Genomic DNA, 12829 nt, shown 5'->3' on the forward strand with positions numbered 1-12829 from the left:
ATATTTAATAAAAAGCTGTTTAAATGTTAACTTTTTGTAGGATTAATAGAAATTAGGGAGTTATTCTGTAGGAAATTACTTTATAAAAAGTACCTAACAGCTTTTTCGATTCTTCTTTAGCGTATCGTCTTTAAAAGTTTATAGTCTAAGAAAAGAGTTCCGGTATCCAAGACTAAAGTGAATCAGATGGTATGGGGGAAGTGAAATTGTATATGAAGAAGCGGCTGCGACTCCACAAAAAATACTCGAACTTATAAAATGATGAAATTGTCAATAATAAAAAAACCCTGCGACGCTTTTGGCTTGCAGGGCAGTAGTTTTAAAAAATGATTATTTATTATCTTGTGTCTCTGAAATTTTTGTTGGGCCTTTTTCACTTTCAGAAGTTTGCTGAGGAACCTCAGAACCTTTTTCTTCGTTCTCTAAAGTGTTTGAACCTTCTTGTTGCAGGGTTTTGGATGATACTTCCATCTCCTGTGCTTTCACATTAGGTACATCTCGCAATACTTTTTCTCCCGAACTTTGCGTACGGCTCTTTTTTAAAGGCGCTGTTAAGTTTTGATCTGTTTGAGAATCCAACTTTATAGCTTGTACTGTTTTTGATTGCATTTCCTGAGTAGCAATAGCTGGTTTTGCAACTATAGGAGTTGAAGCATTTCGCATTTCGCTAACCTTATTGTTAAATATTCCTTTATCAGCAGACTGGCCATAAGCTTCGGGTGACAAATAACGTCCGCGGTCCGCTCCTTTGTCTATAATCATATTGCGAATTTCTGGATTATTCCTTACATAAGGATCGTTTCTTTCAGCAGTAAGGGTCCAAGACACTTTTTTACCAGATACCCCTCCTGCAATTACAAAACTACCATTAGTAACTTCTGTTGCAATATACAAATTAGGCATTGCAGCCCCTATAGGCGTAAGTTGATAAGATGCATTTTTGTTAATAGCATCGTAATAATCTGGTAATTGTACAACTACTTCTCCCGAAGCATCAAAAGTAGCCACACCTCGATAAAGGTTAAGGATTTCATCGGATTCGATATTAAAATGCTTTAAATATTTGTTTGCGGGATCTCGCGGATCATCTATGATAAAAGCTTTCGATCCCGCAGCAGAAAAATTTCCTCCAATCATCAGATTTCCTCCTGTGGATGCATCACCAGTAATAGCCAAATTGCCTCCTGTGAAAGAAAATCCGTTACCAGCAACATCTGCAGTGGTGGTAATATTTCCCCCAGTAGTAATATCACCAGTAGCATGAAAATCTCCTGATGAATACACTCCAAATCCCGCTGGATTGGTGGCATGCCCAAAAACGCCTATATTAGCACCTGTTCCTGCAACACCGGCACCATTAGCAGGTATAGTATACGTTAAACCATTATTACCTAAACCAACTACTCCAATACCATCAGCCACCTGAACTCCTTTCCCATAAATCCCGACAGTATTTCCCGTTCCCGCCACACCGGAGCCAACTAGCGTTACATTTGCAGTTGTTATATTATTTCCCACGCCAATGAGGCCCGTTCCAGTAGTATTTTCAGCGAATCCTGCGCCTGCACTTAGATCACCTGCTAAAACTGCACCTGTTCCCGGAAGCGTAGTGATGCCCACATTCTGACCAGAAACTACCAACCCAATACGATTAGCTCCGGAACCTGTTATATTCGCTATAATTGCACCAAAACCATCAGTATGGGCGCCTTCAAAAATACCTCCATAAGCTCCATTGCCATACACCCCAATGTTCGTGGATTCTCCTGCTACACCCATTCCGACACTTCCAACATTTTCTCCATATACACCGATTCCATTAAATGGTAAAAGTCCCTCTGCTCTTCCATGAACACCTATTTGTGAAAAATAGCCGCTATCTCCAAAAACTCCAGCTTGGTAACCATAACCCACAACACCTAATCCTAGTGGACGTGTAGGCAATCCTCCTATATTATCTCCAATTCCAGCAATTCCTTCTCCATCTACAGCGGTAGCGATACTTGTAGCACCAAATGTTCTTCCTGTAATAGCTGCCCCAGTACCTGAGTTTGCAAAACTATATAATGTTGTTCCTCCTCCCAAGGCCCATAAACCATAGCCATTTGTATCTATGTTTAGAAAATATCCTCCTCGTGCATTGGCAGAGGTAGCCCTGCCAGAAACACCAGTACCAGAAGTAGCTTGACCATAAACTCCTCTACCAGAAGTGACAAGACCAATAACTCCATCTCCGGAAGTAGACTCACCTCTTATACCCTCTCCAGTAACCGAATTTCCAAAAATGGATCTATTTCCCCCGGCCTCTATAACAGTTAACCGAGTATTGGCTATGGGTGCAATTGTGTTTACAGCTATTTGTCCATTTGCCAAAATGCGCATTCTTTCAGCGCCAGCCGTAGAAAAACCTAACTGATCAGCGCCTGTACTATAAAACCCAGTATTGGGATCTGCGCTAAAACTATAAAATGGCAGTAAGTTTGTCCCCAAGCTATTGGCGTGTACCTGATATGCGTTGGGAATTGTAAAACGCTGAAGCCCGTTTGTTGAAAAGCTTAGCTGATCAGCACCTGGACTATAAATCCCAGTATTTACATCTCCAGTCCAAGAATAAGTGGGGAGAGCATCTGTACCTAGGTCAAAGGATCGCAACCTTCCTCTATTGGCTGCAGCACCACTTGAAATTTCAAAACGGTCCACATTAAAAGTTTTGAATCTTAAAGCAACATTGTCTATTGTCCCTAAAAAATTGGTTCCTGCCGTAGTTCCAGTATTACCAGTAAGGGTCCAATCACTACTTGGCACAAAGGCCGCTGCAATACGTATCCATTGGCCACCATCGTTATAGTAGTAGCCAGGGGTAACATTATCTGGGGGAGTACCAGCCGTGGCGATATTATAGACCGTCATCCCCTCCACGTGTGCCGTTAAGGGGGCAAAGTTATTAGTAGCTGAGAGTGACACACGGGGCAAAAGCAATCCACCTACTGTAGTGGAAGCATCTACATCCAGAAGTGCGTTGGCATCGGGGGTTGTTGTCCCAATTCCCACCTGTGCAAAACCGTTAAAAGAAAAAAGAGAAAATAGGCAGAAAGCTGATAAAACCCCGAGCCTGAAAGAACCAGTACGTCTCATAACAAATAGCTTTAATTAAAACTAAAGTGAACTGACTTAGGGCATATCAATAGTAGTGAAAAAAAACAAAAGGAGCAATATAATCACCTGCTTTTTAAAGCGTTAAGAATAAAAATTTATAACATATTAAAACCTGCGTTGGAATACATATAATTTTGAATTTCTGAATACTATTCTATTATAATTTAAGGTCAACTTCCATTTGGTAAAAGTTTCTGAATGTTGATTTGCCATTTCATTTTCACGATGAACTTTTAGAAGGGCAAATGAAAATGTCTTCGACAAGCTTTGACTGACATTCAAAATCTAATTGGGCTTAAAGTAAATCCGAATTTCGCCCAACGGTTAATTATATTAAATACTTACTGTTCTATTCGCATAGGAATAAGACTAAAGGTCTCGTTTGAAGCGATTGGATTTTCGATATTTCCTTTGCGCCAAAGTTGGTAAAAATATACCGTGTTATCTGTCAAACCTATATCCTGAGTTTGATTAAAAGTGTTTACCCAAAAATTGCCAGTACCACTTGGTGATGCACTGGAATAATTTAAAACCGCTCCTGGAAGTGCAGCAATGGATGTTCCAGCAGAACCGGCAGAAGATGTACTTCGTGTTAATGCAGTAATTACCCCATTCAAATCTGTTGGATCTGCAGAATAGGTTGATTTTATAATATTTGCCATATCATTCAAATATGTAATTGAACTCTCTCCTATCAATACCCAGTTTGCAGGACTAGTACCAGAAATATTTAATGTTGCGGAATTGAAGGTACCTGTATCTGCATTAGTATTGTCATCTCCTATTCTTAAAATCCAATTGCCATTGGGGTTAAGCCCATTAAAACCTGAAAATGCTGCAATGGTTCCCGTTAGACTTACTGGCGGCCCTGAAGCATTTGCTGTGCCTTCTGGTCTAAAACTATTCGTAAATGGAGCAGTACCTGCAGTAATATTGTTTAATCCTGAGTCAATAAAAACAGTATTTGTATAGTTGTTCGCCGAACCACCATTATCTGTGGACAATTCCAAAATTTGTCCAGTAGGGGCCTGTAAAAAAATATCCAAATCATTATCCCTAGTATGCGAAATATTAATTCGTATAGATACAAAAGTGGTATTCCCCACAATACCTGTAACCGTGATAGGAACATCAATTGCGCGATTATTAGCTATTGCTGTGCCAGGAGAAGGAGTAACAGCAAATGCAGTAACAGATCCTGCCGTTCCAGGAATATCAACATCTGGAAGCAATGAATTACCTTGAGCTGTTGGACTACTATTTAGAATGATTGGGCGCCATGAGGTTCCGTTCCAATTATAAAATCCCTTTTTAAGATTTCCGGAATCTGCAATTAGATAAACCAATTGTCCATTTTGTGCTCCGGCAGTGGCAAGACTGTTAACGCGCGGCGCCAATAAGCCATCTGTTGCTGTTACCGTACCGTTATTGTTTAGCCCGCGAATATCTATAGATGATTGGGGGTCAGCTGTGTTAATACCCATAACCTGAGCCGTTCCGACATAAGCAAAAAATAATATTAAGAAGAAAACAGCAGCGTATTTTTTATAAAGAAAGTAAGAATATTTCATAGGAAACTGAATTATTGCTGTATGCGCATTGGCACAATTGAAAAAGTTTCATTTGAAGCCGTTGGGGTTTCTATGTTGCCTTGACGCCAAAGTTGATAATAATAGGTTGTGTTGTTGGTCAACCCTATATTTCTTGTTTGATTAAAAGTGTTTACCCATACATTGCCCGTGCCACTAGGCGAGGCACTGGCGTAGTTTAAAATTGTCCCCGGCAAGCTTGCAGCAGATATTCCCGTTGCAACACTGGCAGTGCTTCGAGTTAAGGCAGTTTTAACACCACTCAAATCAACTGGATCCCCGGAATAAGTGGATTGTACGATAATGGCGGTATCGTCAAGATAATTTATGGCTACTTCACCAAGTGAAACCCAAGTTGAGGGGGTTGATCCTGAAATACTTAATATTGCAGAATTAAAAATTCCTGCATCAGGAGTGTAATCATCCCATACTCTCAATGTCCAAGTACCATTTGGATTGAGTCCGTTAAACCCAGCCAATGCAGAAATAGAGGTTGGATAGGCCATGACTCCCTGAGGTATAAAATTTCCAGTAAAAGGTGCAGTTCCAGTATTAATATTATTTGTAGCTGCATCCATAAAATTGGTATTGGTGTAATTATCCCCACTTCCTCCGTTATAGGCACTTAATACCAATATTTGCCCTGTGGGAGCTATCAAATCAATCCATAAATCCCTATCATAGGGATGGGTTAAATTAACAAGGATAGTTACTAAGGTAGTATTGCCAGAAATTCCGCTTACATTAAACGTTCTATCAACAAACCCACCATCAGGAATACCAATTGAGGTGGAATTTGTAAAACTAGCAATTGGAGGAGGAATTACAGCATCGGGAGCTACCACACTTTCAGCTAAACCTGAACTACTATATAGAGAAAAAGGTTTCCACGCACTACCGGTCCAGTAATGAAATCCTTTTTTAAAATTACCTGTATCTGCAATAAGATATACTAATTGCCCATCTTGTGAACCGCCTATTGCTAGACTATTGACCCTAGGTGCCAATATACCATCGGTAGCTGTTACGGCACCATTATGGTTTACGGCTCGAACATCTAAAGTAGATTCCGGAGTTAATGTCCCAATCCCCACCTGTGCAAAACCATTAAAAGAAAAAAGAAAAAAAAGGAAGCAAAAAAGAAAAGCCCACCTTTGAGGAGTGTACATATTTTTCATAGAAAAATGTTAAAATAATAAGGTTATTATTAACTCAAAGGGGCAGAACAATAATATAATACCTGCATAGAAAATGCAAGTTTTATAGCGTATAGTTGGGGTTACGAGGGTTTTGTTGCGAAATGTTCAAAATATCCGTTAAGATGTTTTTAAAATTCGACAAGCGGATTTTTTATGTAGGAAACTACTTAATTAAAAGTGGTTTAGTCGAAGTACTTTTTAAACTTTAACATTTCGGAAATGTTAAAATGTGGAAAAGTTCTGCTAAAAAGGGAGTTTTAGTTGTTGTTAATCGATTGGTAATGTGAGTGGTCGTGGTTCAAGAAAATTACCATAATATCTAAAAACTGAAATTAAAGGCACACATCATGAGATTGCTTCGCTGCACTCGCAATGACGTGTTCCGCATAAACAAATCTATCATACGAAGCAGCCTATCCTGAATGGAGTCGAAAGGGAGTTGAACCCCCGAATTAAAGAAGTAACACTTTAACGAATCTGCTATACTGAGCCTTTAGAAGCGCCAAAATCTTCCCAAGTAAGTTTTAAGCCATCCTTTACAGAGAATAAAGGGTTATAACCCAAAAGCTTTCTGGCTTTTTCAATATTAGCAAGGGAGTCGCGCACATCGCCTTTACGGGTTGGGCCGTAAATGGCCTGTAAGTTTTTACCCGATATGGTTTGTAGCTCATTCCAAAGCGCGTTCAAGCTTATCCTATCGCCATAGGCCACGTTAAAAACCTCGTTTACCGCTTCTTCTTTCGCGAAAAGAGCACGCACATTTGCCTGCACGGCATTTTGTACAAAAGTGAAATCGCGGGTCTGCTCGCCATCGCCATGAATGGTTGGAGCTTTTTCATCTTTTAGTGATTGCATAAATAGTGGAATGACCGCAGCATAAGCACCTGTTGGACTTTGGTTGGGGCCAAACACATTGAAATAGCGCAGACCAATGGTTTGGGTGCCGTAAGTTTTGAAAAATACATCGGCATAGAGTTCGTTTACTAACTTGGTGACCGCATACGGAGAAAGCGGTTTTCCTATAATTCCTTCAACTTTTGGAAGGTTTTGGCTGTCGCCATAGGTAGAGCTGGACGCTGCATACACCAATCGTTTTACGGTTTTGCTTTCCTTTTGGGCCACAAGCATATTCAGAAAACCCGTAACGTTTACGTCATTGGAGGTAATAGGGTCGTTGATGGAGCGCGGCACAGAGCCCAAAGCGGCTTGATGCGAAACGTAATCAATACCTTCCATTGCTTTTTTACAGGTTTCCACATCACGTATGTCGCCCTCTATAAATTCAAAGTTGGGATTGTCTTGAAAAGCTTCTATATTTTTCATAAAGCCCGTTGACAAATTGTCGAGCACACGGACTTTCTTGGCGTTGTTATTCAACAAATACCCAACAAGGTTTGAGCCTATGAAGCCGGCACCACCAGTGATTAGGAAAGTGTTTTTTGAGAGGTCTGTGGTGTGGTATTTGGGAGATTTCATTAGTGAGACGTGATAAGTGAAACGTGAATCGCTTATTGTTATATTTTTTTCTTGATGTAATTTCTATATCCTAAAAGTAGGCGTTTTTGATCGTTGATTAATTCATCTACTTCTTTATCTTGCTCAATGAAACCTAACCTTATTGCTATTAAATATTGTGTTTCCAATTCTGATAATGAACCAAGCGCAATATTTAAAAATTGCAATAACTCTTTATTGCAATTTCTTGCACTGCCTTCTGCGATATTAGATGAAATTGAAACAGCAGCTCTTCGCATCTGTGAAGTTAAGCCAAAACGTTCTGATTTAGGAAATGAAGCAGTTAGCGAATATATTAATTCTACTAAATCCATACTCTTTTTCCAAACATCCAACTCTTTATGATCCATTATTTTATTCTTAAAAGTGAAACGGGAATCGTGAGAAGTGAGACGAATGCTTATTAAAAATTCGTCTCACTTTTCACCTCTCACTTCTCACTATAAACATCCATCTACAATTGTTTTTGGGAAAAAAGACTTTACATCAAATATTACAGAAGGGGATGCTTTGTATTTTTCCAGTTGAAAATCTGAAAATTCTTTATGGCCAACTGCCAATATTATAGCTTCATAATTACTTTTCAGTTGGGATTCTTCGCTCAATAAGCGCAATCCGAACTCATTAGAAACATCAGTAACTTTTGCCCAGGGATCATAAACGTCTATATTGAGGTTGTATTTACGCAATTCCCCTATAACGTCTATTACTTTACTATTTCGAATATCGGGACAGTTTTCCTTAAAGGTAATACCCAAAACAAGCACATGCCCTCCTTTTACCTTACATTCCTTTTGAATCATTAGTTTAACTACCTCTTGGGCTACATAATTACCCATACCGTCGTTCATCCTTCTTCCTGCCAAAATAATCTCTGGGTTGTAGCCTTCTTCCTGGGCTTTTTGGGCTAGATAATAAGGATCTACGCCTATGCAATGTCCACCGACCAAACCTGGGGTAAACTTTAAAAAGTTCCATTTAGTACCCGCAGCTTCCAAAACATCCTGGGTGTCAATATTCAACAATCGGAAGATTTTTGATAGCTCGTTTACAAAGGCAATGTTGATATCGCGCTGCGAATTTTCGATAACCTTCGCCGCTTCAGCCACTTTTATAGAGGGTGCTAAATGCGTTCCCGCCGTTATGATGGATGCGTAAAGCTCATCAATATATTTTGCTGCTTCAGGCGTGGAACCGGAAGTAACTTTTAAAATTTTGGTAACGGTATGCTGCTTATCACCCGGATTGATTCGCTCTGGCGAATAGCCCGCATAGAAGTTTTTATTAAATATGAGTTTTGAGTGCTCTTCCAAAATAGGCACACAGATATCTTCGGTTACTCCAGGATAAACCGTGGATTCATAGATTACCACATCGCCCTCCTTCAAAATTTTCCCAACCGTCTCACTTGCTTTTTGAAGTGGGATAAGCACGGGTTGGTTGTATTTATTGGTTGGCGTTGGCACGGTTACGATATACACTGTAGCATTGGCTATTTTTGAAGCATCGTCCGTAACAGTAAGGCCTGAGTTTTCGGTTTGCTGTAAAGCCTTTTTTAGTTCTTCGGAAGAAAGTTCCAGCGTATTGTCAATTCCTTGCTGCAATTGGTGAATGCGTTCAGAATTGATATCGAAACCAATTACTTTATATTTTTCAGCAAAGGCAGCGGCAAGCGGCAAGCCTACATAGCCAAGGCCGATGATTGCAATTGTGGGATTTTGTTTCATTAATTAATGCTTATTTCTGTGGATCTTTATGATTTACTGGAGTCTTTTGTCTTAGAAAATTCTATTTTTTTTGTGAAGACGATTGTCCCTTTGGCGGCAAAATTAAGTGTTTTATCGAAATAATGGATGTTAAATTTGGTTAATAAAACATTCCTCACAGGCTCTACTTCGATAAACTCTACTTCAAAAGGCTCAGTATATCGCGTTTGAAGGAAGGGTTTTGATTCGGGCTTAATTCGGGTTTAATTTATGAATATAGTTAGAATCAAAAAGCCCCCTCTTTGAAGCAATGTGCTGATCGCAGCCGAAGTAAGGGGGTTGGGGGGAGATGTTATTTCATCCTCAAAAACTTCTTCACCCTGTCCAAAAGCGTGGGTAACTTTATTTTTTCGTGATAGCCATTGCCATAGTTTCCGTAAGAACCGTAGCCGTAACCGTAGCCATAGCCATAACCGTAGCCATAGCCTCTGCCCGATTTCTCAACATAGTCATTTAAAACAATGCTTATGTGTTTCACTTCGCCAGTTTTGTATTTTTCGTTGACAAAGGCTAACATATTTTTATGCGTATAATTATAACGGGCCATATAGAGCGTAGCATCCACATGCTTTATAAGTTCTAGAGAATCTGAAACCAATCCCAAGGGAGGAGAGTCGAGGATGATATAGTCATAACGTTCCTTTAGTCCCTCAATAAGTTCGTCCAGTTTTTCGCTAATCAATAATTCGGAAGGGTTTGGAGGAATTGGGCCGGAAGGGATGACATCCAAATACGCTACTTCTGTTTTTTGGATAATGGTGTCAATATCTGCTTCATTGATAAGATAATTAACCACCCCCATTGAATTATTGATATTGAAATCGCCGAATATCTTTGGTTTTCTTAGGTCAAGACCAACCAAAACAGTTCTTTTCTCACTTAAAGCAAAAACCGAGGCAAGGTTGATGGAGCAGAATGTCTTTCCTTCTCCACTGACGGAACTGGTAACAAGTACTGTTTTTGCGCCTTCTATACCCTGTTTTTTATAAATGAATTGCAGGCTAGACCGGAGCGCCCTAAAAGCTTCCGCAATTGCAGATTTCGGCTTGGTAAGCACCACAAGATTGTTATCTATATAACTTTTTCCAAGAACACCAAGCAATGGAATAGGTGTTATCCGTTCTAAATCCTTAAGATTACCGATTTTAGTATCAAAAAACACCCTAAAAAAGACAAACATCAATGGAATGAATAGCCCTAGCAATCCGGCCATCATATAATTTAGTTGTGTATTGGGCCCTATTTGTCCGCCGCCAGTATCTTTTGCGGGGTCTATGATCATCACATCGCTCACATTGGCAGCTTTTACCAAACCAGCTTCACTGCGTTTTGCCAAAAACAGATTGTAAGTGCCTTGACTCAGGTTATAGCGGCGCTCAATTTTTAAAAGGTCCTGTTGTTCTTTTGGGAGTTTACGTATTTCGCCCTCATAACGCCCAATGTCGCGATTAATGGAGGTGAGCTCTTGGTTTTTCAAGCCTTTTGAAGAACGTATATTTTCCAACAATACTGTTTTAACAGCATCAATCTGCCTGTCAATGTCGTTGAAAATGGGAGCGCCTTCTTTAAAGGAATACTGAAGTTTATTTCTTTCCTGTGCAAGGGAAACAATCTTCCCTACCCCACTCACCACGCTAGCCTCTGAAATACCCGCCACAGATGGCGCAGGAACATCCCTATAATCGGAACGATTAATAAGGTAATCTTGAAGTGTATTATAGTAATTCAGTTCGCGGTTTACAGATTCTTTCCGCAGGTCCAGTTCGTTCAGTTTCCCATTGATTTCGTTGCCTTCACTTGCCAGGTCGAAAATGGCATTTTTATCTTTGAATTGGTTCAGCTCGTCTTCTACCGTTGAAAGTTCGACAGATTTTATAGCAAGGCTACTGTCAATAAACTTAATGGTTTTGGTGGCGAAGAGGTTTTTGCGCTCTAGCATATCTTCACTTAACACTTCCACAGAAGTATTCAAATAATCCACCAATTGAGCTTTGTTGTTTCCAGTAAGCCTCATCTTTAATACCGAGGAACCTTTGCTTTCGGGATCAACGCGAATACCCAAATACCGCTTTACAATACCATCATAGTTCCTAAAAATAATATAATAAGGCGTCCCTGGCTTTGATACCACATCTGGGTTTGGCATAAATGTGCCATTAAAAAAGGGTAACTTTATGTGCTCCCCAATTTTAAAACTTTGCGAAAACTCGCCTGCATCCACAAATTTGGTGCTGTTTTCCTTGGTATTATAATTTTGTAACCTGATGTTTCTAGCCTCTTCAAATGAAACACTTAAATTGAAGTTAACAGAATCCTTAAAAACAACCTTTATTTGCTGGTTTAGCATTTGCGGCTTGGTAGTATCCACTTCCACAAAAAATGGGGTTTGCTTATATGCGTTTACTTGTTGGTATTTGCCGTCACGCAGATAATCCATATAATACTGCAAGCGCTCCACAACCTTTTCGTTGTGCGAACGCGATTGCAAGGTAATAACGGCTGTATTTACTTTATCTGTTGTGCCTCCCCAGTTAAAGGTAAGACTAGTATTACTAGTAAAAAAAGGGTTTTGATCGTCCTTGATGGAAACCATATTTTCCATTTGGTAAATGGGTAGTTTGCGGACATTGATATAATAAGCAATGGAAAAAGCAATGGCCAAAGAAACCAAAAACAACGGCCAATGGCGCAAAAGCTTAAAGAGAAAGCCTTTAAAGTCAAATGTAATTTGGGTTTCGTTAATTTCGAATTCCTCGTTCATAGCTTTTTATAATCTTGTGAACAATAAAATGGTGGTTACCAAAGCTGAAGCAACCGTCATGATGGTTGAGAAAGACTGAAGCCCGGTGGTCCCCGTACCCAAGGATTTTTGTGGCAATGGATTAATCAAAATCAGGTCGTTCGGTTTTACGTAGTAATAGGGCGAATTCATCGCTTCCAGTTTAGTGAGGTCTATGTGATGCACCTTTTGCCCAGCGGGATATTGACGGATAATGACCACATCGCTACGATCCCCAGTAAGGGAAATATCTCCACTATTGGCTATAGCTTCCATAATACTCACTTGGTCTCGATAAATTATTTTAGAACCTGGGCCACCTATTTCACCATTAATGGTATACCGAATTCCTGCCAGTTTCACAGTAACAAAAACATTTGCCTCTGCTTTAAAATAATCATTTAACAAGCGCTCCTCGAGCTTTTCGCGAACCTCCTCCACCGTGTAGCCCAAAACGTTCATTTCCCCCAAACTAGGGATGCGGATGTTGCCGTGGTCGTCCACAACAAAACCGTCATAATACAACTTTTCCTCGCCTGTGGCATTGGGATTGGCATCGCTTATCGGGTTAAAAATACCCACGGTCTCTTGATCCAATGCCTTTACGCGGATGCTCAAAAGATCATTTATTTGAAGTCGGTAGGGTTCCTGCCTTTTTCGCAAAAGCGCTAAAGTATCTGTGCTGCTAGTGTTTTCCTGCAAATAGGTAAGTTGTTTGGTGGTCACACAAGAAGTGGTGCACACTGCGACAATCAAAAACAACAATAGATACGTAAGCTTCATAAAGGGCAGGGTTGATAATGGACAAATATAAAGTAACGTATT

8 protein-coding genes are annotated in these 12829 nt (G+C 39.9%); all 8 read right to left on the reverse strand.

Features of this window, described 5'->3' with window-relative positions; all coding sequences use genetic code 11:
- Positions 1 to 330: 330 nt before the first annotated feature.
- Positions 331 to 3135: an autotransporter outer membrane beta-barrel domain-containing protein gene (locus tag ESU54_RS11945; RefSeq protein ID WP_111844984.1), complete on the reverse strand. Its 2805-nt coding sequence runs from the start codon at positions 3133 to 3135 to the stop codon at positions 331 to 333.
- Positions 3136 to 3497: 362 nt separating this feature from the next.
- Positions 3498 to 4727 (reverse strand): proprotein convertase P-domain-containing protein, encoded by a 1230-nt coding sequence (locus tag ESU54_RS11950; protein ID WP_111844983.1) that lies wholly within the window; start codon positions 4725 to 4727, stop codon positions 3498 to 3500.
- An 11-nt stretch (positions 4728 to 4738) separates the two neighbouring features.
- On the reverse strand, positions 4739 to 5923 hold the full coding sequence (locus ESU54_RS11955; RefSeq protein ID WP_111844982.1) for a proprotein convertase P-domain-containing protein: 1185 nt from the start codon (positions 5921 to 5923) through the stop codon (positions 4739 to 4741).
- Between the two features lie 501 nt (positions 5924 to 6424).
- Positions 6425 to 7420, reverse strand: a complete 996-nt coding sequence (locus ESU54_RS11960) for an SDR family oxidoreductase (RefSeq protein ID WP_111844981.1) — start codon at positions 7418 to 7420, stop codon at positions 6425 to 6427.
- 38 nt (positions 7421 to 7458) lie between these two features.
- Positions 7459 to 7809: a four helix bundle protein gene (locus ESU54_RS11965; protein WP_111844980.1), complete on the reverse strand. Its 351-nt coding sequence runs from the start codon at positions 7807 to 7809 to the stop codon at positions 7459 to 7461.
- Positions 7810 to 7899: 90 nt separating this feature from the next.
- On the reverse strand, positions 7900 to 9186 hold the full coding sequence (locus tag ESU54_RS11970; protein WP_111844979.1) for a nucleotide sugar dehydrogenase: 1287 nt from the start codon (positions 9184 to 9186) through the stop codon (positions 7900 to 7902).
- Positions 9187 to 9517: 331 nt separating this feature from the next.
- A complete protein-coding gene (locus ESU54_RS11975) occupies positions 9518 to 11986 on the reverse strand; it encodes a GumC family protein (RefSeq protein WP_111844978.1) in 2469 nt (822 codons plus the stop codon).
- Between the two features lie 6 nt (positions 11987 to 11992).
- On the reverse strand, positions 11993 to 12787 hold the full coding sequence (locus tag ESU54_RS11980) for a polysaccharide biosynthesis/export family protein (protein WP_111844977.1): 795 nt from the start codon (positions 12785 to 12787) through the stop codon (positions 11993 to 11995).
- Positions 12788 to 12829: the final 42 nt, after the last annotated feature.

Origin of the sequence: Aequorivita antarctica, assembly GCF_007997155.1 — a bacterium.
In the GTDB taxonomy this organism is placed as follows: Bacteria; Bacteroidota; Bacteroidia; order Flavobacteriales; family Flavobacteriaceae; genus Aequorivita; species Aequorivita antarctica.